The 24,614-nt window shown below is 69.2% G+C and carries 24 protein-coding genes, 1 tRNA gene and 1 riboswitch; of the genes, 13 read left to right on the top strand and 12 right to left on the bottom strand.

Annotated features, from left to right (window positions below; genetic code table 11):
* Positions 1 to 14: 14 nt before the first annotated feature.
* Positions 15 to 215, bottom strand: a riboswitch (cyclic di-AMP (ydaO/yuaA leader).
* 213 nt (positions 216 to 428) lie between these two features.
* Together GWK61_RS29735 and GWK61_RS29730 are read right to left on the bottom strand one after the other, a co-directional pair.
* Positions 429 to 1,220, bottom strand: coding sequence for a PH domain-containing protein (locus tag GWK61_RS29735; RefSeq protein WP_194914174.1), 792 nt, complete (start codon positions 1,218 to 1,220; stop codon positions 429 to 431).
* 23 nt (positions 1,221 to 1,243) lie between these two features.
* Positions 1,244 to 1,408, bottom strand: coding sequence for a hypothetical protein (locus GWK61_RS29730; protein WP_194914172.1), 165 nt, complete (start codon positions 1,406 to 1,408; stop codon positions 1,244 to 1,246).
* A 224-nt stretch (positions 1,409 to 1,632) separates the two neighbouring features.
* Here GWK61_RS29730 and GWK61_RS29725 point away from each other — a divergent pair, with 224 nt between their 5' ends.
* From GWK61_RS29725 to GWK61_RS29715, 3 genes are read left to right on the top strand one after another with little or no spacing between them, the layout of a single operon-like run.
* Complete coding sequence (locus tag GWK61_RS29725; protein ID WP_194914171.1) at positions 1,633 to 2,751, top strand: NAD(P) transhydrogenase subunit alpha; 1,119 nt, start codon at positions 1,633 to 1,635, stop codon at positions 2,749 to 2,751.
* Positions 2,748 to 3,134 (top strand): NAD(P) transhydrogenase subunit alpha part 2, encoded by a 387-nt coding sequence (locus tag GWK61_RS29720; RefSeq protein WP_194914169.1) that lies wholly within the window; start codon positions 2,748 to 2,750, stop codon positions 3,132 to 3,134. Before GWK61_RS29725 ends, GWK61_RS29720 begins: the two co-directional genes overlap by 4 nt.
* Positions 3,131 to 4,519, top strand: coding sequence for an NAD(P)(+) transhydrogenase (Re/Si-specific) subunit beta (locus GWK61_RS29715; RefSeq protein ID WP_194914167.1), 1,389 nt, complete (start codon positions 3,131 to 3,133; stop codon positions 4,517 to 4,519). Before GWK61_RS29720 ends, GWK61_RS29715 begins: the two co-directional genes overlap by 4 nt.
* 125 nt (positions 4,520 to 4,644) lie before the next feature.
* Here the strand turns inward: GWK61_RS29715 and upp are convergent, their stop codons facing one another.
* Complete coding sequence (gene upp / locus GWK61_RS29710) at positions 4,645 to 5,289, bottom strand: uracil phosphoribosyltransferase (RefSeq protein WP_194914192.1); 645 nt, start codon at positions 5,287 to 5,289, stop codon at positions 4,645 to 4,647.
* A 560-nt stretch (positions 5,290 to 5,849) separates the two neighbouring features.
* On the opposite strand from upp, the gene tadA reads away from it, so the two are divergent.
* Both tadA and GWK61_RS29700 read left to right on the top strand, forming a co-directional pair.
* A complete protein-coding gene (tadA, locus tag GWK61_RS29705; RefSeq protein ID WP_228563157.1) occupies positions 5,850 to 6,359 on the top strand; it encodes a tRNA adenosine(34) deaminase TadA in 510 nt (169 codons plus the stop codon).
* Positions 6,360 to 6,395: 36 nt separating this feature from the next.
* A tRNA-Ser gene (locus tag GWK61_RS29700) sits at positions 6,396 to 6,480 on the top strand.
* A gap of 158 nt (positions 6,481 to 6,638) precedes the next feature.
* Here the strand turns inward: GWK61_RS29700 and GWK61_RS29695 are convergent.
* Together GWK61_RS29695 and GWK61_RS29690 are read right to left on the bottom strand one after the other, a co-directional pair.
* On the bottom strand, positions 6,639 to 8,198 hold the full coding sequence (locus tag GWK61_RS29695; protein WP_194914166.1) for a phytoene desaturase family protein: 1,560 nt from the start codon (positions 8,196 to 8,198) through the stop codon (positions 6,639 to 6,641).
* Between the two features lie 90 nt (positions 8,199 to 8,288).
* A complete protein-coding gene (locus GWK61_RS29690; RefSeq protein ID WP_194914162.1) occupies positions 8,289 to 8,915 on the bottom strand; it encodes a TetR/AcrR family transcriptional regulator in 627 nt (208 codons plus the stop codon).
* Between the two features lie 98 nt (positions 8,916 to 9,013).
* Here GWK61_RS29690 and GWK61_RS29685 point away from each other — a divergent pair, with 98 nt between their 5' ends.
* Complete coding sequence (locus tag GWK61_RS29685) at positions 9,014 to 9,490, top strand: DUF2834 domain-containing protein (protein ID WP_194914160.1); 477 nt, start codon at positions 9,014 to 9,016, stop codon at positions 9,488 to 9,490.
* Between the two features lie 208 nt (positions 9,491 to 9,698).
* Here the strand turns inward: GWK61_RS29685 and GWK61_RS29680 are convergent, their stop codons facing one another.
* Positions 9,699 to 10,613 carry a helix-turn-helix transcriptional regulator gene (locus GWK61_RS29680; RefSeq protein ID WP_194914158.1) on the bottom strand — a complete coding sequence of 305 codons (915 nt, stop codon included), beginning with the start codon at positions 10,611 to 10,613 and terminating at the stop codon, positions 9,699 to 9,701.
* Between the two features lie 268 nt (positions 10,614 to 10,881).
* Here GWK61_RS29680 and GWK61_RS29675 point away from each other — a divergent pair, with 268 nt between their 5' ends.
* From GWK61_RS29675 to GWK61_RS29665, 3 genes are all read left to right on the top strand, one after another.
* Complete coding sequence (locus tag GWK61_RS29675; RefSeq protein ID WP_194914157.1) at positions 10,882 to 11,160, top strand: cupin domain-containing protein; 279 nt, start codon at positions 10,882 to 10,884, stop codon at positions 11,158 to 11,160.
* Positions 11,161 to 11,230: 70 nt separating this feature from the next.
* Positions 11,231 to 12,265 carry a zinc-dependent alcohol dehydrogenase family protein gene (locus tag GWK61_RS29670; protein WP_194914155.1) on the top strand — a complete coding sequence of 345 codons (1,035 nt, stop codon included), beginning with the start codon at positions 11,231 to 11,233 and terminating at the stop codon, positions 12,263 to 12,265.
* Between the two features lie 164 nt (positions 12,266 to 12,429).
* The gene (locus tag GWK61_RS29665) at positions 12,430 to 12,699 is read left to right on the top strand and encodes an alpha/beta hydrolase (RefSeq protein ID WP_194914153.1); all 270 of its coding nucleotides are present in this window, start codon (positions 12,430 to 12,432) and stop codon (positions 12,697 to 12,699) included.
* A gap of 20 nt (positions 12,700 to 12,719) precedes the next feature.
* Here GWK61_RS29665 and GWK61_RS29660 read toward each other — a convergent pair whose 3' ends face one another.
* The 4 genes from GWK61_RS29660 to GWK61_RS29645 form a co-directional block, all read right to left on the bottom strand.
* Positions 12,720 to 13,481, bottom strand: coding sequence for a TetR/AcrR family transcriptional regulator (locus tag GWK61_RS29660; RefSeq protein WP_194914152.1), 762 nt, complete (start codon positions 13,479 to 13,481; stop codon positions 12,720 to 12,722).
* Positions 13,438 to 13,938, bottom strand: coding sequence for a DCC1-like thiol-disulfide oxidoreductase family protein (locus GWK61_RS29655; RefSeq protein ID WP_194914150.1), 501 nt, complete (start codon positions 13,936 to 13,938; stop codon positions 13,438 to 13,440). The genes GWK61_RS29660 and GWK61_RS29655 overlap by 44 nt, the downstream gene beginning before the upstream one ends.
* A gap of 2 nt (positions 13,939 to 13,940) precedes the next feature.
* Positions 13,941 to 14,345, bottom strand: a complete 405-nt coding sequence (locus GWK61_RS29650; RefSeq protein ID WP_194914149.1) for a hypothetical protein — start codon at positions 14,343 to 14,345, stop codon at positions 13,941 to 13,943.
* A gap of 75 nt (positions 14,346 to 14,420) precedes the next feature.
* Positions 14,421 to 15,245 carry an IclR family transcriptional regulator gene (locus GWK61_RS29645; RefSeq protein ID WP_194914145.1) on the bottom strand — a complete coding sequence of 275 codons (825 nt, stop codon included), beginning with the start codon at positions 15,243 to 15,245 and terminating at the stop codon, positions 14,421 to 14,423.
* Positions 15,246 to 15,475: 230 nt separating this feature from the next.
* Between GWK61_RS29645 and GWK61_RS29640 the strand changes: the two genes are divergently transcribed.
* The 4 genes from GWK61_RS29640 (at position 15,476) to meaB (ending at position 22,396) form a co-directional block, all read left to right on the top strand.
* Positions 15,476 to 17,014 carry a GntP family permease gene (locus tag GWK61_RS29640; RefSeq protein WP_194914137.1) on the top strand — a complete coding sequence of 513 codons (1,539 nt, stop codon included), beginning with the start codon at positions 15,476 to 15,478 and terminating at the stop codon, positions 17,012 to 17,014.
* Between the two features lie 254 nt (positions 17,015 to 17,268).
* Positions 17,269 to 19,191 (top strand): methylmalonyl-CoA mutase family protein, encoded by a 1,923-nt coding sequence (locus GWK61_RS29635; protein ID WP_194914135.1) that lies wholly within the window; start codon positions 17,269 to 17,271, stop codon positions 19,189 to 19,191.
* Entirely contained in the window at positions 19,191 to 21,404 is a 2,214-nt protein-coding gene (gene scpA / locus GWK61_RS29630) for a methylmalonyl-CoA mutase (protein WP_194914130.1), read from the top strand. Before GWK61_RS29635 ends, scpA begins: the two co-directional genes overlap by 1 nt.
* Positions 21,405 to 21,457: 53 nt before the next feature.
* A complete protein-coding gene (gene meaB / locus GWK61_RS29625) occupies positions 21,458 to 22,396 on the top strand; it encodes a methylmalonyl Co-A mutase-associated GTPase MeaB (protein WP_369125624.1) in 939 nt (312 codons plus the stop codon).
* Between the two features lie 667 nt (positions 22,397 to 23,063).
* On the opposite strand, the gene GWK61_RS29620 is transcribed toward meaB, so the two are convergent.
* Both GWK61_RS29620 and GWK61_RS29615 read right to left on the bottom strand, forming a co-directional pair.
* Complete coding sequence (locus GWK61_RS29620) at positions 23,064 to 23,828, bottom strand: DUF4386 domain-containing protein (protein WP_194914108.1); 765 nt, start codon at positions 23,826 to 23,828, stop codon at positions 23,064 to 23,066.
* A gap of 303 nt (positions 23,829 to 24,131) precedes the next feature.
* A partial coding sequence (locus GWK61_RS29615; protein ID WP_194914106.1) for a helix-turn-helix transcriptional regulator occupies positions 24,132 to 24,614 on the bottom strand: 483 nt, incomplete at its 5' end.

The raw sequence follows: 24,614 nt of genomic DNA, 5'->3' as shown, positions 1-24,614 counted from the left end.
AGCTTCAGGACTCCATCTCCTCCTTGTCCGCCTACCGGGTTAGCTGACGGATTCGGACTGAAGAAGTAGCCCTACGGTCGCACGCGCACACACGACGGCGAGTGCACGCCGACCGATTCACCCCACTGGCGCCACCCCCGCGTTACCGCACGGGCCGCGCCGACGAACCTGGTTCCCCGGCTCCGCAGCGTGCGCGGACTCGGCGGTGCCTCGACGCCCGGAACCTGCTGGCCCGTTGGGAGCGGCGAAGCCCTGTGGACGTTAGTCACCGACGGCCTGCCTAACAAGCGACAAGTCCATGATTCGTTCAGCGAACGCTTAGATACCGGCCACCCTTCGGGCGGGAGTGAGCACCGGCTGTAAACGAAATCAAAGGCCCAGGCGCGCCGTTTTCGGGCGCGACCTGGGCCTGGGTGACAGATGTCCGGTTAGCGGAAAAAGCGTATCCTGCGACGTTTGTTGCTCGTCGTTGTGACGTCCGTCTCAAACGCCCGCTCGCCCTTGGCATCACGGAATACCCGCACCGGGAGCATGGCGGCGTTCACAGGGTGTGCCTTGTCGTCATCGGCAGGACTCTTCACAGACACCGGAGGCAGGACGATCTCGACCGGTTCGCCGTTCATGTCCGGCAGGATCGCGCCGACCAGGCGCACCTCCTGCGGTTCCTTCGGACCGGACTTCGCGCCCGGGCCGTACAACAGGTTGCTGATTTCCAGCCAGGTCTCCTCGACGTGCGATATGTAGTCCAGACCGCGCCGGCCCAGCGGGGCGTCACCCACGGCCTTGGCGTTGAACCGGCCGTAGCCCAGGATCCGGCCCAGCAGGTCCCGCTCCACCCGCATGTCGTTGACCTTGCCCAACGGCAGCGCGTCGAAGGACCGGGTGATCACGCCGTGGGTGTGCAGGATCCGCTTGTTGGTCACGATCAGCAGGTCCTGGTTCCACACCGCGACGTTCCACGCCGTGTAGAGGAACGCGATACCGGCCACCACCCACGCCCCGAGCCGCAGTTTGTCCGCGTCCGGAGTGGAGAAGATGTCGATACCCATGGCGGCGACCGCCGCCGCGACCGCGATCAGCACCGGAATGATGATCGCGGCCAGGTGATGTCGGACCGCTATGACCAGACGCTCGCCCGGCACGAGGTACCGTTTGGCGCGGTCCACGAGCTCGGGCCGGAGCAACATCCGGCCGTACAGCGGTGGCGATGAGTCGGACACGTCGGGTTACCGTCTCGCGTCGATCAGCTTGAGACGAGGTTGTGGAACGTGTCGCCGAGCGTCTTGCCGACGCTGGCCACCCAGTTCAACGCCCCCTGGACCAGGTTGCCCGCACCTGTCGGGTTCTGGACCACAAAGTAGACCAAGAAGAGCACGATGCCCCACTGCACGGCCGGCTTGAGTTTCACGTCAGATCCCCTTCATCTGGACGGTCGAGGTGCCGCGCGACCGGAGTCAGCATCATGCGAGGCGTTCCCGGTTCACTCCTACCTAACAGCTTCCCCACTGTGTCAAAGCCTAGCCGGGGCAAAGGGTTTTGATCTCGTCCAGCGGCAAGGCCGACGATAACGACTCAGTGGACTTCTGCGTCAGGGCGCACACATACGCACCATTCCCCGGCTAGGTTGATCGCATGCAGATCGGTGTCTTGACCGAAAACGCCCCGTTCGAGCGCCGGGTGGCGCTCACCCCCGAGTCCGCGGGACGTCTGATCGCGGCCGGCCACAGTGTGTACGTCCAGTCCGGCGCCGGCGAGGCGGCCACCGAAGACGACGACGCGTACCGCGCGGCAGGCGCCATGATCGCGAAAAGCCCGGAAGAAATCTTGGCGAACATCGATCTCTTAACCGCCGTCGGACAACTCGATCAGCAGACCGCCGCCAAACTCAGGCCCGGCACCGCGGTGATCGGCCTGTCCTCCCCCAAGGACGGCCGCGGCCCGGCCGGCGTCCTGGTGGACCGGCACGCCAGCTTCTTCGCCCTGGAACTGCTCCCCCGCATCACCCGCGCGCAGTCCATGGACGCGCTGTCCTCCCAGGCGATGGTCGCGGGCTACCGCGCCGCCCTGATCGCCGCCGAACGGCTCCCCCGCTTCTTCCCGCTGCTGATGACCGCGGCCGGAACGGTGCCGCCGGCGAAGGTCGTGGTCCTCGGCGCCGGCGTGGCCGGGTTGCAGGCCATCGCGACGGCCAAGCGGCTCGGCGCGGTGGTCGAGGGGTACGACGTGCGCGCCGCCGCGGCCGAGGAGATCCGCTCGCTGGGCGCCAAGTCGATCACGTTGGACATCGAAAGTCAGACCTCGGCCAGCGGCGGCTACGCCAGCGAGCAGGCCGCCGACGCCGCCGACCGGCAACGCAGGGCCCTGACCCCGTTCGTGGCCGCCGCCGACGTCGTGATCACGACCGCCGCGGTCCCCGGCCGGCCGGCCCCGCTGCTGGTGACCACCGAGATGGTGGAGAGGATGCGCCCCGGCTCGGTGATCGTCGACCTGGCCGCGGACAACCCGAACGGCGGCAACTGCGAGGTGTCGCGCCCCGGCGAGGACGTCCGGCACCGGGGCGTGCTGGTCCACGGCGGCCGCAACGTCCCCAGCCAGCTCGCCGCGCACGCCTCGCGGCTCTACGGCGCGAACATGTCCGCCTTCATCCTGGCCATCTGCCAGGACGGAGTGCTTTTATCAACTCCCGAGGACATCGCCGCCGACGAGATCGCCGCCGCCTGCTGCGTGCTGCTGAAGGGTGAGTTCAGATGAGTTCCACAGCGTGGTTGACGGTCTTCGTGCTGGCCGTCTTCCTCGGCTTCGAGGTCATCTCCAAGGTCTCCTCGATCCTGCACACCCCGCTGATGTCCGGTGCCAACGCGGTGCACGGCGTGATCCTGGTCGGCGCGATCATCGCCACCGGGTCGACGACCGACAACCTGCAGCTGGTGATCGGGCTGCTGGCGATCGTGATGGCGACGGTGAACATGGTCGGCGGGTTCGCCGTGACCGACCGGATGCTGGGGATGTTCGCGAAACCGCGGCGGGCTTCCGGTGATCCCGGGGGCGGGGGCGGCGGCACTTCCGGCGCGCCGGCTGTTCCCTCGGCGTCGCCGGCCTCCCCCTCGGCTTCCTCCGGGGAGGGCGGCAAGTGAGCAGCGCCTGGAGAGACACCGCGTACCTGATCGCAGGGATCTGCTTCATCCTCACCCTCAAGGGCCTGTCGGCGCCGCGCACCGCACGCCTGGGGACGCTGATCGGGTCCTGCGGCGCCGCGCTGGCCGTGATCGTCGCCCTGACCACGCCGCACCTGCAGCACCTGGGGCTGATCATCGGGGCGATCGTGGTCGGTATCGCGATCGGTCTGCCGACCGCGCGGCAGGTGCGGATGACCGCGATGCCACAGCTGGTCGCGCTGTTCAACGGCGTCGGCGGCGGGGCGGCGGCGCTGGTGGCCTCCGTGGAGTTCCTGCGGCCCGGCAAGGGGATCGAGCACGCGGCCACCGCGGATCTGGCGGCGACCGCGTTCACCATCCTGGTCGGCGGGGTCTCGTTCTCCGGATCGATGATCACGTTCGCCAAGCTGCAGGAGCTGATGACGACGCGGCCCGTGGTGCTGCCGGCCGGGCGCTGGGTGACCATCGGGGTCGCGGCGGCGAGCGTGCTGTTCGCGGTGTTCCTCGTGCCGTGGCCGAGCACGGCGCTGATGGTGCTGCTGGCGCTGCTGTCGCTGGCCTTCGGCGTGCTGTTCGTGCTGCCGGTGGGCGGCGCGGACGTGCCGATCGTCATCTCGCTGCTGAACGCCTTCACCGGTCTCACGGTCGCCGCGAGCGGCTACGTGCTCAGCAACACGCTGCTGGTGATCGCGGGCACGCTGGTCGGCGCGTCCGGGACGCTGCTGACCCGGATGATGGCCGCCGCGATGGGACGTCCGCTGACCGGCACGTTGTTCGGGGCGTTCACGGCTACCGCCAGCGGTGCCGGGGCCAGTGGCGACGGCGCGGCGCGGCCGGTGCGGACGTCTTCGCCGGAGGACGTCGCGATCCTGCTGGGGTACGCGCGCAAGGTGGTCATCGTGCCGGGCTACGGGCTCGCGGTGGCGCAGGCCCAGCACACGGTGCGCGAGGTCGCGGACCTGCTGACTTCGCGCGGGGTGCAGGTGTCGTACGGGATCCACCCGGTCGCGGGGCGGATGCCGGGACATATGAATGTGCTGCTGGCTGAGGCGAACGTGCCTTATGAGTCGTTGTTGGAGCTGGACGCGGCGAACTCGGAGCTGGCCTCGGCGGACGTGGCCGTGGTGATCGGGGCGAACGACGTGGTGAACCCGGCGGCCCGGCAGCCGACCGGCTCGCCGATCTCGGGGATGCCGATCCTGGACGTGGACCTCGCGCAGCAGGTGGTGTTCTGCAAGCGGTCGATGCGGCCCGGGTTCGCGGGGGTCGAGAACGAGTTGCTGTACGCGCAGAACACCTCGCTCCTCTTCGGGGACGCGAAGGAGAGCATGGCAAAGGTGCTGGCGGCGCTCAAGGCACAGTGAGGCTTGTGCGGGCATAGGGGCCTGTGCCGGCTGAGAGCCTGTGCGGGCGAGGGCCTGTGCGGGCATCAGAGACGACTGTGGGGCCGGTTCTCCGGCCCCACAGAGTTTTCTCGCTCAGGCCGGTGCTAGGCCGAGACGGTCCCGTAGAGGCGGTCTCCGGCGTCGCCGAGGCCCGGGACGATGTAGCCGTTCTCGTTGAGCCGCTCGTCGATGGCCGCTGTGACGATCGCCACGGGCAGGTCCAGGTCCGCCAGCGCCTCCTGGACGGCGGCGACGCCCTCGGGCGCGGCGAGCAGGCAGACGGCGGTGACCGAGGCCGCGCCGCGCTCGGCGAGCAGGCGGATCGCGGCGATGAGCGTGCCGCCGGTGGCCAGCATCGGGTCCAGCAGGTAGCACTGGCGTCCGGCGAGGTGCTCCGGCAGGCGCGTGGCGTAGGTGGAGGCCTGCAGCGTGTCCTCGTTGCGGACCATGCCCAGGAAGCCGACCTCGGCGGTCGGGAGCAGGCGGACCATGCCGTCGAGCATGCCGAGGCCGGCCCGCAGGACGGGGACCACGAGGTGCCGCGGGCCGGTGAAGGTGACGCCGCGCGCCTCGGCGACCGGCGTGACCACCGTCGTCGGCTCCACCTGCACGTTGCGGGTGGCCTCGTAGGCCAGGAGCGTCACCAGCTCGTCGGCGAGCGCGCGGAAGGTGGGGGTGTCGGTGCGCGCGTCCCGCAGCACGGTGAGCTTGTGAGCGACAAGCGGGTGGTCGACGACATGAATGGACACGGTGGGCATGGGCAAACGGTATCCGACGAGCCGAGGTGCTGCACCGGTAAGCACTGGACAAGCACATACGGTGACAAGGTAACCTCTCAAAAAGGTCAAACCGCCGGCTTCCGGAAATGGGGACCGGCGCGATGGGAAGGCGGTGACGAGCAGATGCCCGCAGACCAGCCGCGACCGCAGCCCGCACCCGCGCGGGAGGCACGAGACCGCAAACGCCGTCGCGAGGACTTCCTCGCCGACCTGGCCGAGGCCCAGCGCCTGCGCGAGCGCGTGGCGCCGCGGCGGGCCCGGATGGCGCGGCTCAGGCAACAGCAGTTGTTGAGGACTTTCTTTTACTAGAGGTTCGGTTAGAGGTTTCGTCACAGGACGTCGCTTGGGCGGTCCTGAGCCCGAGGACGCTGAACGGTTGCGGCGCCGCCGGTTCCCGCGATGGGGACGGCGGCGCTTTATTGTGAGGTTGATCGCTTGTGGCTCCGATCACACGCGATGGAGCTGGCATGCGCTCGGCTAACATGCACGCACTCCACCGACGACCCCCGGCGAACGGCCACACTGGACCCATGACGACGCCCACGCAGCGCCGCTACGAACCCTGGATGCGCCTGGCGCTGGCCGAGGCGACCGCGGCCGAAGCCACCGGCGACGTCCCCATCGGCGCGGTGATCCTGGACCCCACCGGCACCGTGATCGCCACCGGCCGCAACACCCGCGAAGCCGAAGGCGACCCCACCGGGCACGCGGAGATCGTCGCCATCCGCACAGCGGCCCGAACCCTCCACGAGCGCGCAACCCAGGCCGACCCCACGAGCCCGGCAAGCTGGCGACTGACCGACTGCACCCTCGTGGTCACGCTCGAACCGTGCACGATGTGCGCAGGGGCGATCGTGCTGTCACGCCTCGCGCGCGTCGTCTTCGGCGCCTGGGACCCGAAGGCCGGCGCAGCGGGGTCGCTGTACGACGTCCTCCGAGACCCGCGCCTCAACCACAACCCGGAAGTGGTCGCCGGAGTACTCGAGCAGGAGTGCGCAGACGCGCTCGACCGCTTCTTCGAAGGCCGCCGCCAAAAGTGACCGGAGCACCGACGCACATCCGGTAAGGTGTTCCACGGTGACGTGTCCGAGCGGCCTAAGGAGCACGCCTCGAAAGCGTGTGAGGTGCAAGCCTCCGTGGGTTCAAATCCCACCGTCACCGCTTTTGATACAGCCCCTGAACTGCGGGAAACGCGGAGCGGGGGCTGTTCTGTTTTTCTCAGCGGTGCTGCACCTGCAAGCCGAGCAGCTCGATGCGGCACCTCACCGGCCGGATACCGGTCCAGGCACGGCCGATGACCAAGTCCGCCGGTTGGAGTGTCAGGCCTCGCCGAGGACTGCCTGGGCCGCGTTGTAGCCGGGGATGAACGTGATGCCCGGGCCGCCGTGGCAGCCGGCGCTGCCGAGGTAGAGGCCTTCGATGCCCAGGGGCTGGTCCGGGTGGCCTTTTGGGCCTGGGCGGTTCGGGCCCATCTGTTCCGGGTGGAACAGGCCGTGGCAGAAGTCTCCGCCTGGTGCTGCGAACATCGTGCTCATGTGGCGTGGGGTGAACGTCGTGTGCTTTGTGATGAGGCTTTCGAAGTTCGGGGCGATTCGGCTGATCTTGTCGATGACGCGCTGGCCCATCTCGGCCTTGAGACGTCCGTAGTGCACGTGGTCGGCCTCGACCGGGAACCAAAGGGCGAAGGCCCATGCCGCGTGCTTGCCGGGCGGAGCCAGGTCGGGGTCCTGTGCCGAGGGGATCTGCAAGGCGATGGTCGGGTCGGCTGGCACGATGCCGCGCCGGCAGTCCTCCCACTGCTGTTGCAGTTCCTCCGGCGTGCTGAACAGACCGATGGCAGCCTGCATCGTCGGGTCGTTGAGCAGTTCGTACGGCTTGGCGAACTCCGGGGAGCCGTCCAGGGCGAAGTGCATCTGGACGTAGCTGCCTCGGTGGTCGACGCGGGAGTAGCGGTCACGAACGTCTGCGGCGATCGCGTCGGCCGGCACCAGACTCGTGACCGTCAGGTCCGGAGACACACAAGAGACGACGATCGGCGCCTCGAACTCCGTCCCGTCGGCGAGGCGAACACCTGTCACGCGTGAATCGGCGACCATGATCTGCGCGACCTCGCTGCGCAGCAGCAGCTCGCCACCGTCGGATCGGAACCGCCGTTCCAGGTGCTCGGTGAGGGTTCCGATGCCGCCGCGGAGCTTGTGCGTCAGGACCGTGTTCTCGTCCGGGACCGCGAGGCCGAAGGCCAGGGCCGCGGCGCTGCCCGGTGTCGCCGGTCCGCGGTAGGTGGTGTTGCAGGCCAGCAGCGCGAGCATGCCGCGGAGGGCGCCGTGCCGCTCCTTGTCCGGGAGATAGCGGTCCAGGACGTCCGTCACCGAGCCGAACAGGAGATCGGTGATGCTGGTGCGTTCGAGCTCGTTCGTCGCGCAGGCGTACATCTCGTCCAGGGACTTCGCCGGCTGCGCCGCGTCGAAGCGGCCGAGCGCACGGGTCGGCGCCTGGCTCCAGGCCATCAGCATGGCCAAGCCGTTGGCCGCGTCCTCACCGTGGACGTCGACCAGGTGCGTGAACATGCGCATCGGATCGGTGAAGTAGACGAGGGGTTCGTCGCCAATGCCGCGCATCGACACCGACATGACGTCCATGTCGATGGTCGGCAGCCCGTCGAGGCCGAGGGCGCGGCTGACCACGGCCGACGTCGGGAACTGGACGGAGCCCGCGATCTCGAATCGGTAGCCGTCGAAGAGCTCCACGGTCGACGCCATGCCGCCCGCGTAGCGATTCGCCTCCAGGCACACCGTGGCCAGGCCCGCCTGTTGGAGCAGGACCGCTGCCGCCAGGCCGTTGTGGCCCGAACCGATGACGATCGCGTCGTAGCGCTGCATCGCGCGCCGCCTTCCCGGGTCGCGGATCCGCCGCCTTCCGTTCTCGGCGCACCGTCGCACTCAGGGCTCTTAATGTCAATATTGACGAAACTATGGACGAAACATGCCGTCGACGAGTCCACCGTCCAGCGACGCCAGCGCGGCGCGGCAAAGCTCTGCCAACTCCGGCAACGAACGCTCGTCCCGCAGCATCCAGACCTCCATCGCGCCGAAGACCGCGGCGGCGACACACCGCGCGGTCACCGTGACGGCCAGGCGCTCGGCGACCGCATCGCGATCAAGACCGCGCGCGGACGGTCGGCGCGTCATCCGCTCGGCGACGGCCTCCGCGAAGTCCGCCTCGACGCCGCGGATGTGGCGGACGATGCGCTCGGCGTCGAGCGTGCCGGAGCGCAGTGTCGCGATCTGAGTCACAGCCTGGACGTCGTAAGGGAAGGCCAGGACGGCCACGCGCACCGATTCCGTGATCGGCTCGTCGTCCGGACGTGCGGCCAGCGCGCTGCGGAACCAGTGCAGGCCGGCGTCGTAGTCGGCGAACAGCAGGTCGTGCTTGGACGTGAAGTGGCGGTAGAAGGTCCGAAGCGAGACACCCGCGTCGGCCGCGATCTGTTCCGCCGAGGTGTCCTCGACGCCCTGGGCGAGGAACCGCACCAGAGCGGCACGCCGCAGCGCCTCGCGCGTCCGCTCGCTGCGCACCGTCTGCGCCGACCTCGCCATGAGCAGAAGATACCGTCGCCGGCCGGCCGGCGGTCAGGCGTCCCCAACCCTGTTTTGTCACCATTGACAAAACAAGACGCCGGATCGACGCTCCCGGAATGGCCGCTCTCATCGTGCACGCGATCCTTGGAGTGACAGTCGTCTGGCTCATCGTCGCATCGAACCCGGCGGTGTTCCGCCGCCCGGAGACCGGCCCTGTGATCTCGATGCTCGAATTGATCTACTACACAGCCGGCGTCGCGTCGGTCGCCGTCGGCTGGTACTTCAACATCCGCTTCGTGCACGAATACGCCCACGGCCACACCAACCCGATCTGGGGCGACGGCAGCTGGGCCCAGTACATCAAGCTGATGTACGCGAACCCCGCGGCGAGTTCGGCCGGCCAGGACTACACGATCGGGAACCTCGTCCTGCTGCCGCTGATGACGATCGTCGACGGCCGGCGTCGGGGCGTCAGGCGTCCGTGGCTGTTCTTCGTCGCCAGCTTGTTCACGAGCTTCGCCTTCCCCTGGGCGCTCTACCTGGCTGTCGTCGAGCGCCAGCGGCGGCTCGGCGAACAACGCGCCGCGTCCTGAGACTCAGCGAGAAGGGACGGGAGACCGTAACCACCGAGCCCGCGGCCGCGGCGATAGCCACAGCCGCAGAACCAGCGGCCACAGAACCGGCGGCCGCCGACCCGAAAAAGCTGGCCGAGGCAGCACGAGAAGCGTCGGCCCGTGACCTTCCCGCGCACGTCGGCTACAGAGGGTTGTGAGGCCTGGTCAACTCGCGCCGCACGTTGCGTCAGCCCTCCCGGTGCGCCGCGATCCTGTCGGGCTGGCTGGGGGCGGTCATGTCGAGCAGGATCATCGCGTCGTGGTCGGGGGTGCCGGGGTCGGCGAGGTAGACGCCCAGGCGGTGGCCGGGGGTGTTTTCCAGTTGCATGCCTTGGAAGGTCAGGGTGATGGTGCCGATTTGGGGGTGGCGGAAGGTCTTGGTGCGGGCGGCGGTGCGGCGGGTGACGTCGTAGCGTTCCCAGAGTTTGGCGAAGTCTGGGCTTTTGAGGAGGAGTTCGCCGACGAGGGATGCCAGGTCGGGGGCGTCGGGGTCGGTGCCGGCCAGGGCTCGGAGGCGGGCGACGCAGGCTCGGATCTGGATGTCCCAGTCCGTGTAGACGTCGCGGGCTGCGGGGTGCAGGAACATGAAGCGGGCCAGGTTGCGCTGGGGGGTCGGCCACTGGTCCAGGCCCGCGTACAGTGCCAGGGCGCCGGGGTTCCAGGCTAGGACGTCCAGGGTGCGGCTGGTGATGTAGGCGGGGTTCGGGCGCAGGTTCTCCAGCAGGAGCTTCAGCTCGGGGCGCACGGTTCGGCTGGGGGCCGGCGGCGGCTCGGAGGCCGAGCGGGCGGCGTGGGCAGCCAGATCGAGCAGGTGCGCGTGCTCGTCGGGGTCGAGCTTCAGCGCGCGGGCGAGCGCGTCCAGGACCGCGGGGCTGGGGCGGGTCTCCTTGCCGCGCTCGATGCGGATGTAGTAGTCGATGCTGATCCCGGCGACGGCGGCGACCTCCTCGCGGCGCAGGCCAGGGGTGCGGCGCAGGCCGGTGGTGGGCGCCAGGCCGACGGCGTCCGGGGTCAGCTGGACGCGCCGCGCACGCAGGAAGCGCCCCAGCTCGGCGCCAGCGCTCTCGTGATGCTGTCCACCTGCCTGCTGTCCACCTGCCATACCCCCAGTCTGACCCACTCCTGACCTGCATGGGGGCCAAGTGGGGGGTCCTGTTGGTGCCCCGCTGGCCGTTCCCTGGACAAACCCGGTCTGCCACCTCGCCGGTTCCGGGAGCAGGCTCTAGAACTGGAGCAAAGATCACGACCCGCGCACAGCAGATCCTCGGGGACGCCGCCCCGGAGCACGAGGTGGCAGCCGCGATCAACCGTCTGGTGCTTACGCCGGATGGCCGAACGCTCCACATCGACACATCACCGACTGAGGACTCATGGACATCATCAGCCGCCAGCCGACCACCAAAGGCCCAGCCGAGACGTTCACCGGCGACGTGTGGGTCGACGGCCTGTTCGCCGGCGGCCTGGATCAGGCGTGGTTGGCGATCGTGCGGCACTGGCACGGCGCCGCGCCCGGCACGTTCATAGCCCACCTGGTCCTGATGGACGGCGACGGCAGCGACGCCCCGCAGACCGTCTGGGGCGAGGCGGTCACCGACGCCGAGTACGCCGTGCCCGCCGCACAGCGCCGCGCGCCAGGTCGAACTCCATGACGCAGACCGCGCCGTAAGCCCGTAAGCCCGCTGACCCCGCAGAAACCAGAAAGAAGAAAGGCCCCCCGCCATGCGCGCCACCCTCCTCTACCAGGCCGGCGACGTCCGCGTCGAAGACGTCCCGGACCCGAAGATCCAGCAGCCCACCGACGCGGTCCTGCGCATCGTGGTCGGCTGCGTGTGCGGCAGCGACCTGTGGCCGTACAAGTCCGCGCCATACACCGACCACCCCCGGCAGATGGGCCACGAGTTCATCGGCGTGGTCGAGGAGACCGGGTCCGAGGTGCGGAACGTCAAGCCCGGCGACCTGGTCGTCGCGCCGTTCACCTACTCCGACGGCACCTGCGAGTACTGCCGCCGCGGCCTGAACACCTCGTGTCGGCACGGGGGGCCGTGGGGCGTCAACGGGGTCGACGGCGGCCAGGGCGAGGCCACGCGCGTCCCGTGGGCCGACGGCACCCTGGTAAGGCTGCCCGTCGCCGAGGACTCCGACCTCCTGCCGGACCTGCTGACCCTGTCCGACGTGATGTGCACCGGCTACCACGCCGCGCTCACCGTCGGGGTCAAGCCCGGCGAGACCGTGACGGTGATCGGCGACGGCGCGGTCGGGCTCTGTGGGGTCATCGCCGCCAAGCTCCTGGGCGCCGAGCGCATCATCCTGATGGGCCGCCACACCGCCCGGACCGACCTGGGCCGCGAGTTCGGCGCCACCGATGTGGTAGCCGGACGTGGCGCCGACGGCGTCGACGCGGTGAAGGAGCTGACCGGCGGATTCGGCAGCGACCGCGTTCTGGAGTGCGTCGGCTTGGAGGACGCGCTCGTGCAGGCCTCCGGCGTGGTGACCGACGGCGGCACGATCAGCCGCGTCGGCGCGCCCCAGTACCCGGCGATCCCGTTCGGGTTCGGCGAGTTCCTGCGCAACCTCACGGTCACCGGCGGCGTCGCCCCCGCCCGCGCCTACATCGAGCAGCTCATGCCGCACATCCTGAACGGCGACATCCACCCCGGCCGCGTCTTCGACCGCACCGTTCCGCTGGACCAGGCCGCCGAGGCCTACCAGCTGATGAACGACCGCGAAGCGCTCAAGGTCATCGTCCGCCCCTGACGAGGACCGACTTCACGAGCCACACCCCACACCCCACGTAGTAAGTACACGAACATGGAACGCATCACCTTCCAGAACAAGGGCAACACAGTCGTCGGGAACCTGTTCAAACCGAACGGCTTCCAGCCGGGCACTACTCGGAGATCGACCCGAACCCCCGGTTCATGGGCACGTTCGCGCTGTCCAGCCTCAGCCAGCAGATGGCGTTCTTCCCGTTCGAGGGAATCGAGCTGATCTCGCCGCGTCCGCTGCTGCTGATCGCCGGGTCCGAGGCCGACACGCTGTACTACAGCCAGGACGCCGTCGAGAAGGCGAAGGAACCCAAGGAGCTGCACGTCATCGACGGCGCGTCGCACATCGACCTGTACTGGAATCCCGAGTACGTGCCTCAGGTCGCCGACAGGCTGACCGAATTCTTCACGAAGAGCCTCTGAGCCGCCTCGGCCCTCAGCCCTCAGCCCTCAGCACCAGCAGGCTCGTCCCCCGGCAGCAGGAAATCCCGGATCAGCTTGTCCGCCTCCCGGAACAACGGCCGCACCACCTTGAACCGGCTCAGCCCGATCACCCGCGCGACCATCGGCGACGTCCGGTCGACCAGCTCCCGGGTGCGCCGGGCACCCGGTGAGCGGTCGTAGACCCAGAACAGGACGATCGCCATGTGGTGCATCCACAGCAGATCGGGCAGATTCTCCGCGATCTCCGGGGAGACCTTCGCCGTCGAGCCCCGCAGAGCGTGCCGGTGCACGGCGATCACCTTGTCGCGGGACGGCTTCGACTCCGGGGAGAAGGGGCTCAGAGGGGAGTTCGGGTCCACCGCGTTCTTCACGAACTGGGACGCGAACTCGCGGTAGGGCTCGGCCACGGTGATCCAGGTGTGCAGTTCCACCGCCAGCCGGGACGCCAGGTCGCGATGCGGGCGCATGGCGGCCAGCGCCTGTTCGACGTGCCGGTCGGAGACCTCGTCGTAGAAGGCCTGGATCAGGTGGTCCTTGGAGGCGTAGTAGTAGTAGGCGTTGCCGACCGAGACGCCCGCCTCCTTGGCGATCGCGCGCATGGTGGTCTTCTCGTAGCCGTCGCGCTCGAACAGGCTCAGGGCCGTTTCGAGGATCAGGGCTTTGCGCTCGTCACCGCGGGGTGTGGTGTTCTCCACGCGGTCCCGGGCCGTGCCGATCTCACCATCGGTACGCCCCGTTTGGGGCTCGCGCGGCTCGGCCATGCTCTCGTCGTCCTCCATCCGGTCGCGGCGCCGCGACGGCACAGGTCCCGTCGGCGCAGTCGCCGCCGGGCCCGGCGTCCGTTAACGACGCGCGCAGCTTCGCCGCCACCAGCACCGCGGCGCGGGCCAGGGGCCGGCCGGCCGGGGTGGCGAGGCGGTAGGCGAGGCCGCGGTGCTTGGCCAACGCCCACAGGCACGCTATCCAAGCCGCGTCGCCGGCGAAAATCTGGCCACCGTCGCCGATGACCGTGATCTCGCTGAGCGTCGCGGCGTGGTCCAGGCCGGGGAACCGTTCGTAGGCGGCGGCCGAGCCGGCGGCCACGAACGCCAGCGGGACCAGCTGCCGCTGGCGGCCGAGCCATTCGCGCACGGCCCGGCACAGCCGGCACCGCGGGTCGTAGAGCACGGTGAGGCCGCGCACCGGGCGCGCGGCCTGCGCGGTCGTCGGCGCCGTCATCGTCACATCTCCGCCCCGGGCAGGAACCCGGTCGGCGGGATCGGCGGGACGACCGCGAAGTCACGGCGGCTGTTCGACCGCAGCCTGTTGAGCACGAAGACGTTGCCCAGGTGCAGGCCGCCCAGCACCAGCAGCACGACCCCCTCCTTGACCGACAACCCCTCGAAGACCTGGCGCGCGGTCTCGGTCGTGGCCCCGCTCTTCAGGTACAGGCTCACGAAACCCAGGTTCACCAGGTAGAACCCGACGACCAGCAGATGGTTCACCGCCTCCGCCAGGTGTTCCGAACCCGGGAAGACCTGCGCCAGGAACACCCGGCCGGCGCGGCTGAGCGTACGCGCCACCCAGACGGTCAGAACGATGCTGATGAACAGATAGATCACGTAGGACAGGACTGTCAGGTCCATGGTTCCCCTCCAAGTTGAACACGTTCAACTTCTACTGTCACGGGAACCGTAGCAGCGGATTTGAACGCGTTCAAGTCACGCCGTCGGCGCACCCCCGACGTCGGCGCCGAGTTCCCGCGATATCCGCTGGCCGACCTGCGCGACCACCGACCCCAGCGTGCGCACCCGGGCCACCGTCATCCGCGACGTCAGGCCGGAGATCGACAGGGCCGCCGCGACCTCGCCGGTGTGGTCGAAGATCGGCGCCGCCACGCAGCGGACCTCCGGTTCGTTCTCGCGATCGTCGATCGAGTAGCCGCGGGCCCGGATCCGGGCCAGGTCCGCTCGGAGCTGTGATTCGTCGGAGAGGGTCCAGGCGGTGATCGGACGCATGCCGGCGGCGACCACCTCCTGGACCGTCTCCTCCGGGAGCCAGGCGAGCATCGCCTTTCCGCTGGCCGTGCAGTAGGCGGGAGCGCGGCTGCCGACCCGGGACGCCATCCGGACGTTGGTCTCGTTCTCGACCTTGTCGACGTAGACGATGTCAGGGCACTCCCAGACCGTCAGGTGCACGGTCTCCCCCACCTCCCGCTGGAGCTTGCGGAGGTGCTCCACGGCGATGCTGCGCAGGTCCAGCGTGGACAGGTAGGCCTGGCCGAGGCGGAGGGCACCGTGGCCGAGGCGGAACCAGCCGGTCTCGCGGTCGCGGTCCAGCAGGTGTTCTTCGAGCAGCGGGCCGGTCAGGCGCAGCACGGTGCTCTTGTTCAGTCCGAGGGCTTCGGCCAGCTTGCCGAGCGGGACGCCGCGGCCGCTGTCGGCGTGCTCGCGGACGTATCCGAGGACCGCCAGCGCGCGCCGCAGCGACGACGACTGGTTGCGATCTCCTGAAGCCGGTCGCGCTTGGCCGTCCTGTTCCGTCATCGCGTCGCGTCCCTTCCTGTGCCGCGGTCGGTGCTGACCTCGGCGCGGTATTCGATACGCCATTTTGCTATGCAAAAGAGTTAAGGCAAGCCCTTGTCCGGCCGCGGCCGGCCCGCCTAACGTCAGCCGGCATCAAGCCCGTCAGCGGTGGACAGCGCCGCTGAACTGGGCTGATCATCCCCTGCACCTGTCAAGGCCTGCTTCGGCCCCGATCAGCGCGGAGGCTCACTTTGCACGGCTTCGTCCATTGGCTGCAGCACGACACCGGCGGCCTGCTCTCGCTCTGCGGATGCTCCATAGCCCTGCTGCTGTTCCTCATCATCAAGATCAAGCTCGAACCCTTCATCGCCCTGATCGCCGCCAGCCTGGTCCTCGCCCTGGCGGCCGGGCTCCCGGTCTCGACGCTCGTCGGGACCGCGCTGGTCAGCAACAAGTCGTTGCTGGAGACCGGGTTCGGCTCGATCCTCGGCCACAGTGCGGCCATCATCGGGCTCGGCACGATCTTCGGCGCGCTGCTCGAACGCTCCGGCGGGGCCGACGTGCTGGCCGCGCGGCTGCAGGCGGCCTTCGGGGAGCGCGGCGCGCCGCTGGCGATGGGGCTGACCGGCCTCATCTTCGGCATCCCGGTGTTCTTCGACGTCGGCATCTTCGTCCTGGCGCCCCTGGTCTACGTCGCGGCCCGGCGTGGCGGCCACTCGCTGGTGGTCTACGCGCTGCCGATGCTCGCCGGCCTATCGATGACCCACGCGTTCCTGCCACCGCACCCCGGCCCTGTCGCCGTCACCGGGCTGCTCGGTGTCAGCCTCGGCTGGATGCTCATCATGGGACTGATCTGCGGTCTGCCGGCGTTTCTGGTGGCCGGTGTGGCGTGGGGCAGCTGGATCGGCAAGCGGGTGATCATCGCGGTGCCCGATATGCCCGGCCAAGGCGTCAGCACCAGCCAGATCGGTCAGGGCAGCCAGGGCAGCCAGAGCAGCGACGACCAGAACAAGAGCGTGTCGTCCGAGGTGGAAGCCACCGAAACCGGCACCGTCACCGGCACCGAAACCGGCACCGTCACCGGCACCGAGACCGGCACCGTCACCGTCACCGAGCGCAAGGCCCCGCCGCTGTCGCTGATCATCGGCCTCATCGCGGTGCCGCTGGTGCTGATCCTCGGCGCGACCTTCGGGACCGTCTATCTGAAGAAGAGCTCGGCGCTGCCGGTACTCACCTTCCTCGGCACCCCCGCGGTGGCGCTGACCATCGCCGTCCTGCTGGCCTTCTGGCTGCTCGGGAAGCGACGCGGATTCAGCCGTACGGAGTTGGCCGAGCTCAGCTCGAACTCGCTGCGTCCGGTGGCGATGATCCTGCTCGTGATCGGGGCGGGCAGTTTCTTCGGTGCCGTGATCACCGCGACCGGCGTCGGCAAGGCCCTGTCCCACACGCTGACCTCGGCCGGCCTCCCGCTGATCCTCCTGGCCTACGTCATCAGCTGCGGCATGCGCCTGGCGCAGGGCTCGGCCACGGTCGCGATCGTCACGACCGGCGGCATCGTCGCGCCGCTGGTGGAGAAGGGCCACTTCTCGCAGCCGCACATCGCCCTGATCGCGGTGGCCATCTCGTCCGGATCGATCATCGCCTCGCATGTGAACGACGGCGGGTTCTGGATCGTCTCCCGGTACTTCAACATGACGGTCAAGGACACGCTGCGGACCTGGACGGTGTTGGAGACGATCCTGTCGGTGGTCGGATTCACGGCGGCCGGACTGCTCAGCCTGGCGATCTGACGCACGCGGCGTAACAACCTGGCGGCGTGGCGCTCGCCACAGCGGAAGGGCGTTGACGCGGCGGCACGGCCTCCGGCATCGTCACGGACAGACATCCATATAACGAGACCACGGTGCGCAGGACCCACGGCCACAGCACGTCCGAGGGACGGCTGGAGGACCGAGGGACCTGCGCGCCGCGCCGATCCGGGGTCAGGAGAGCCGGCCCGTGGTCTCCGTAGCCGGGGCGAGGCACCCCACGAGGAGGCCTTCACATGACACCGTCGGCCGCGCAGTTCCCGGCGGCGGATCGCGAGCAGTGGCAGCGCCTGGTCGCCGGGGTTCTGGCGAAGTCGGGCAAGCAGGGCTTGGACGGCGCGGCTGCCGAGGCGGCGCTGAGCACCCGGCTCGAAGACGGCCTGACCGTCCTGCCGCTGTACACCGCCGGCGAAGCGCTCCCCGAGCCGGGCCCGCCGGGGTTCGCGCCGTACGTCCGAGGCACCCGGCCGCAGGGCGCGGTGCTCGACGGCTGGGACATCCGGCAGTACCACGCGGATCCGGACCCTCGGCGGACCAACGAGGCCGTGCTGGCCGACCTGGAGAACGGCGTCACGTCGATCTGGCTCGAAGTCGGCGAGTTCGGCGAGTTCGGCAAGCACGGCGAGCACGGTCTGGCGATCGACGCGCTGCCGACGGTGCTCGACGGCGTCTATCTCGACCTGGCCGCCGTCGTCCTCGACGCCGGACCCGACTTCCGCGAGGCGGCACGCCGGTTGTTCGCGGTGTACGACGAGCGCGGCCTGCCTGCGGGATCGGCCGGGGCCGGGGGCAACATCGGCGCCGATCCGCTCGGGCTGCTGGCCCGGACCGGCTCCGATGCCCAGACCTCGGAACTGCTGCGGTCTGTGGCCGAGCTGGCCGGCGACAACGCGCGGAACCGACCCGGTATTCGTACCCTGATGGTGGACGCTCTCGTCTATCACAACGCGGGCGCCACTGCGGCGCAGGAACTCGGCAGCGCCCTGGCCACAGCCGTCGCCTATCTCAGGGAGCTGACGGCAGCCGGACTCTCGGTGTCGGCTGCGGCCGCACAGCTGGAGTTCCGCTTCGCCGCGACCGCCGACCAGTTCCTCACCGTCGCCAAGCTGCGTGCCGCTCGGCTGTTGTGGGCCCGGGTCCTGCAGGCCAGCGGGTCCCCCGAGACGGCCGGCGAACTGCGGCTGCACGCGGTGACCTCGTCGGTGATGATGACCGAGCGCGATCCGTGGGTGAACATGCTGCGCACCACGGTCGCCTGCCTGGCGGCGGGGGTCGGAGGCGCGCAGTCGGTGACGGTGCTGCCGTTCGACGCCGCCGTCGGCCTGCCCGACGACTTCGCCCGCCGCATCGCCCGCAACACACAGTCGATCCTGCTGGACGAGTCGCACCTGGGCCGGGTCGTCGACCCGGCCGGCGGGTCCTGGTACGTCGAGCAGCTGACGCGCGACGTGGCGCGGGCGGCGTGGGGCTGGTTCCAGGAGATCGAGCGCGCTGCGGGTATGCGCGAGGCGCTGGCCTCCGGGCTGGTTGCCGAGCGGATCGGCACGGCGTGGGAGAAGCGCGGCAAGGACATCGCGCGGCGGCGTGAGCCGATTCTGGGCGTGAGCGAGTTCCCGCACCTCGGTGAGGAACGGCTGGTTCGGCCGGCGGCGCCTGGTCCTCGCGGCGGCGGGCTGCCGGTGGTGCGGCGTTCTGAAGCCTTCGAGGAGCTGCGTGCGCGGTCGGATGCGCAGCTCGCGGCCAGTGGCACGCGTCCGAGGATGGCGCTGATCGGGCTGGGTACCGAGGCGGTGTATTCGGCGCGGTCTTCGTTCGCGGCGAATCTGTTCCAGTCCGGCGGTATCGAGACGGTGGTCGTGCCGGTCCCGGTCGGGGTTGACAGCGACACCGGTATCGACGCCGAAGCCCTGGTCAAGGCGCTGGCCGACAGTGGCGCGCGAGTGGCTTGCCTGTGTTCCAGCGATGCGGTGTACGCCGAGCAGGCGGCGGTCGTTGCCGGGGTTGTGCGCGAGGCCGGGATCGGTCGCGTCTCGTTGGCGGGACGGCCCGGCGAGCGGGAAGAGGAATACCGGGCCGCCGGTATCGACGAGTTCGTATATGTGGGCTGCGACGTGCTCGCTGCGCTGCGTGCCGCCTACGCTGAGATCGGAGCGTCCTGATGATTCCCGACTTCTCCGAGGTGGACTTCGAGGACCCAGCCGCCGGCCCGGCGCCTGCGGCCTCTGAGGCGGACTGGCGTACGGCCTGGCGCGATGAGACCGGCAAGGATGTCGAGGAGGCGTTGTGGGAGACGCCCGAGGGCATCACGGTCAAGCCGCTGTACACGGCCGCGGACCTGGACGGGCTCGACTTCCTGGACACGTATCCCGGGATCGCCCCGTATCTGCGCGGGCCGTATCCGACGATGTACGTGAACCAGCCGTGGACCGTCCGGCAGTATGCGGGCTTCTCCACGGCTGAGGAGTCCAACGCGTTCTACCGGCGCAACCTCGCGGCTGGGCAGAAGGGTCTGTCGGTCGCCTTCGACCTGGCCACGCACCGCGGCTATGACAGCGACCACCCGCGGGTGACCGGCGACGTCGGGATGGCCGGCGTCGCGATCGACTCGATCTACGACATGCGGCAGCTGTTCGACGGGATCCCGCTGGACAAGATGTCGGTGTCGATGACGATGAACGGTGCGGTATTGCCGATCCTGGCGCTGTACATCGTCGCCGCCGAGGAGCAGGGGGTCGCGCCGGAGCAGCTGGCCGGGACCATCCAGAACGACATCCTCAAAGAGTTCATGGTCCGCAACACCTATATCTATCCGCCGCAGCCGTCGATGCGGATCATCTCCGACATCTTCGCGTACACCTCGCAGCGGATGCCGCGGTACAACTCGATCTCCATCTCCGGGTACCACATCCAGGAGGCCGGGGCGACGGCCGATCTCGAACTCGCCTACACCCTCGCCGACGGTATCGAGTACCTGCGCGCTGGTCTGGACGCGGGGTTGGATGTCGACGCGTTCGCGCCGCGGCTGTCGTTCTTCTGGGCGATCGGCATGAACTTCTTCATGGAGGTCGCCAAGCTGCGGGCCGGGCGGTTGCTGTGGGCCAGGCTGGTCAAGGATTTCAACCCGAAGAGCGCGAAGTCATTGTCACTACGTGCACACTGTCAGACTTCGGGGTGGTCGCTGACCGCGCAAGACGTCTTCAACAACGTCACCCGCACCTGCATCGAGGCGATGGCAGCCACGCAGGGCCACACGCAGTCGCTGCACACCAACGCGCTCGACGAGGCCCTGGCGCTGCCGACGGACTTCTCGGCGCGCATCGCCCGCAACACGCAGCTGCTGCTTCAGCAGGAGTCGGGGACGTGCCGCGTCATCGATCCGTGGGGCGGCAGCGCATATGTCGAGCGGCTGACGCACGACCTCGCGGAACGTGCGTGGCAGCACATCCAGGAGGTCGAGGCGGCCGGCGGGATGACCGCAGCCATCGACGCCGGGATTCCGAAGCTTCGGGTCGAGGAGGCGGCGGCGCGGACGCAGGCGCGGATCGACTCCGGGCGGCAGCCGGTGATCGGCGTGAACAAGTACCGGGTTTCCGGCGGCGACGAGATCGACGTCCTGAAGATCGACAACGCGCAGGTGCGGGCGCAGCAGGTGGAGAAGCTGCGGCGGTTGCGTGCCGAGCGGGACGAGGCGGCCTGTCAGGACGCGCTGCGTGCGCTGACCGCCTCGGCGCGTTCCGGGGCGCAGCGTGACGGGTCGTTGGCGGGCAACCTGCTGGCGCTGGCGGTCGACGCGGCGCGGGCGAAGGCGACGGTGGGCGAGATTTCCGAGGCGCTGGAACAGGTTTACGGCCGTCATTCGGGCCAGATCCGCACTATCTCCGGCGTGTACCGAGACGAAGCAGGCGCCGGCGGCCCGGTCGCAGAGACCCGGGCGCTGGTCGACGCGTTCGCCGAGGCCGAGGGGCGGCGCCCCCGGATCCTGGTGGCGAAGATGGGGCAGGACGGGCACGACCGGGGGCAGAAGGTGATCGCCACGGCGTTCGCCGACCTCGGGTTCGACGTGGACGTCGGCCCGCTGTTCCAGACGCCGGCGGAGGTGGCGCGGCAGGCGGTGGAGGCGGACGTGCACATCGTCGGCGTCTCCTCGCTGGCCGCCGGGCACCTCACGCTGGTACCGGCGCTGCGGGCGGAGCTGGCCGAGGCCGGGCGGGAGGACATCGTCATCGTGGTCGGAGGCGTCATCCCGCCGCAGGACTTCGAGGCACTGTACGCCGCCGGCGCAGCTGCGGTGTTCCCCCCGGGGACGGTGATCCCGGACGCCGCGCGGGACCTGGTGCGGGAGTTGGCCCGGACGCTCGGCCACGAGCTGTGACACCGCGGGACCCGCAGTACTTCGTGGACGGAGTGCGGTCGGGATCGCGGGCGGTGATCGCTCGCACCATCACACTGCTGGAGTCGACGCGCGCCGATCACAGGGTTCTGGCTCAGGAGGTGCTGACCGCGCTGCTGCCGTTCTCGGGCGGCGCGGTGCGGGTCGGCGTGACCGGGGTGCCGGGGGTCGGCAAGTCGACGTTCATCGACGCTCTCGGCACGATGCTGACGGGCCTCGGCCACCGGGTCGCGGTGCTGGCGGTCGACCCGTCCTCGACCCGTACCGGCGGCTCCATCCTCGGCGACAAGACGCGGATGGAGCGGCTTGCGGCTGACCCGGCCGCCTTCATCCGTCCCTCGCCGACGTCCGGCACGCTCGGCGGCGTCGCGAAGGCCACGCGCGAGAGCATCGTGGTGATGGAGGCCGCCGGGTACGACGTGGTGCTGGTGGAGACGGTCGGCGTCGGGCAGTCGGAGACGACGGTCGCGGCAATGGTGGACACGTTCCTGTTGCTGACGTTGGCCCGCACCGGCGACCAGCTTCAGGGGATCAAGAAGGGCGTCCTGGAGCTCGCCGATCTGATCGCGGTGAACAAGGCCGACGGCCCGCACGAGCGCGACGCGCGCGCCGCCGCTCGCGAGCTGGCCGGGGCACTGCGGTTGCTGCGTACTGCGGATGCGGCATGGAATCCGCCGGTGTTGACGTGCAGCGCGCTGGAGGACAGCGGGCTGACGGAGCTGTGGGAGGAGATCGAGCGCCACCGCCGGATTCTCGAGGCGGCAGGCGAGTTGGCAGCGCGCCGGCGGGACCAGCAGGTGGCTTGGGTGTGGAGCATGGTCGAGGACCGGCTGCTGGCGCGGCTGCGGGAGGACCCCGGGATCCGGAAGCTCGCACCGGCGGTGGAGGAGCAGGTGCGCGCCGGGGCGATGACGGCTACGAATGCGGCAGAGGAGATTTTGGGGGCCTTCGACCGTTCGGTGTTCGAGGGCTGAGTCGCCTGGCTCCGGCGCTTGGCATCTGTGAGTGGTGACGGGCGGCGCGCGGCCGGCCACGTGGTTCGCCGGTTCCGACCGGACCATGCGGGGTGTTGGTTCTGGGTCCCTCGCCGCGTCAGCGGGCGCAGCCAACCTGCCCGGTTTGGCGGTGTCAAGCCGAACGAGACTGGACCACAGCAACAGCGATCCGGCTTGATTCCGCCAAACCGGGCAGGTTCCGTTTACGGCGATGACGCGGCGAGGGACCCAGAACCCGGCGACCACAAGCAACACCGCCAGCAAACAACGCAACGCAGGCAACACCGGATAGAAAGCCGAACAGTCGCGGACCGCCGCCCAACAACCCGACGCGCGGGTCGCCCCCTCGTCGAGGAGGCCCGCCAGAGGCCTCAACGCACCCACCAAACGCGGCAGACAGCCGCCAGACCAAACGCATGCGCAGTGACTCGGACCTGTGCGCGGTCTTGCACACGAACACCGGCGGCCGCCAGCGCAACCAGCGGGGCACAGCCGAACTGCGTCCCCCACGAGGTCATCAAACTATGCGCGAAGCCGTAAGAATCGCCTGTAAAACCACAAACCAACCGCACCCGCGCACCCCACCAGCAACGGCAACCACCCCACAGATGAGTCAGGGACACCGGTTTGTTGCCGGGCCTTGTTGTCAGCCCGTCGCCGTCGCCTCTGCAGCCCGTTGCTGCCACCTCTCGACATCCACACCGACAATCAGCAGCCACAGGCACAGCGCACCTTCCCCGATCGGCGCGGGGATTTGGATCCAGGGACCAAGGTGCCCCGCGACGCCCGGCGCGATCATGTTCGTGAAGCCGCCGACGAGGTAGGCCAGGCCGTCGATCGCCAGCAGGATGCTGATGAACTTCGGCATGAAGGTCGATCGGCGCACCAGATAGGCGACGCAGAGGATGTCGAACCCGTAGAAGATCCCGTAGATGCTGTAGTCGACCGAGGACAGGTCGCCCGGCAGATGCTCCAGCGCCTGCATCTGCGCTGCCGAGAGGGCGCCGGTGTAGGTCGTGCCGTGCAGGAGCGCGAGGGGCGTGAACCCGTTGACGATGCCGGAGGTCTCGACGGCGGTCGCGACCAGCGTGAAGAACACGTCCAGGAGCGCCAGGCGCCGGTTCACGACTTTGAACAGCTCGTAGAAGAGCAGCGCCATAGGGACGTTGGTTAGCGTGACCACAACGTGCGCCGCCAAGCTGAGGCGGTAGAGCGTCTCGTGGGTCTGGATGTTGTGCGCCGTCTTCGCCAGGTCGGAGACGAACAGCATGCTCGGCACCAGCCCGATGGCGAAGGCGCCGAGCACGATGTTGACCAGGTAGAGGGCGCCAGCGGTTCGCGCAAGCTGGCGCGGAGTGGCGCCGGTGAGGAGATCCGATGCTGGCCTCGCTGCCGAGGCGCTGGCGGTCATACCGGATATCGAGCCACTGTCAGAGTTCTGCGTCAATGGGTAGCGCAAGATCGCCGGACCGGGCGGGTTTGACAGCGTTGTCGACCCGACCGCCATGCCGTAGCAGTACAACAGCAAGAGCAGAGGCCCACACGCAGAAGCAGATGCTGCAACCGGGTATCTGAAGGCAGCTGGCGCTCGAATGGGAGCGCCAGCCGCCTTGTGGTGTGGTAGATCGCTGCCGTCAGAGGTCGTAGAACGCTGCGGCAGCCAGGTGTGCAGCGCGGAAGCTGACGCCCGCCGTCGCCAGGACGACCGCAGAGCTCACCCCCGATCCGCACCCCGATCCACACCCCAATCCACACCCTCAATCGCCCGCCGATACCGAGCGATAATCCGCTCCAAAGCCACCGCCAACTCCGGCGCGTCCACCACCTCGAAGTCGGCTTCGAGCATCCCCAGATACAGCGCCAGGCGATCCGGGTCGTCGGAGCCCGGCTCGATGGCGCAGCGGTCGGCTGCCAGTTCCTCGATCTCGATCGGTGTCGGGATGCGGGCCCGCACATAGTCGGCCGACGCGTGCACGATCACCCGTGCCGTGTAGCGCCACGGCGCGCGGGCGACGCCGCTGTCGACCCGCGCGGTGATCTCGCTGTCCGGCGGTGTGGGGCGCGGGCTGAAACGCGGTCCGGGCGGGCCGGTCGGCTTGACTCGGTCGGCGCGGAAGGTGCGCCAGTCCGCGCGCTCCAGGTCCCAGGCGAACAGGTACCAGCGTTGACGGCGGTGGACCAGGCGGTAGGGCTCGGT

Origin of the sequence: Catenulispora rubra, from assembly GCF_015356825.1 — a bacterium.
GTDB classification, from domain to species: Bacteria; Actinomycetota; Actinomycetes; order Streptomycetales; family Catenulisporaceae; genus Catenulispora; species Catenulispora rubra.
The sequence above is the reverse complement of the archived record's forward strand: the minus strand, read 5'-3'. Positions and strand labels throughout refer to the sequence as shown.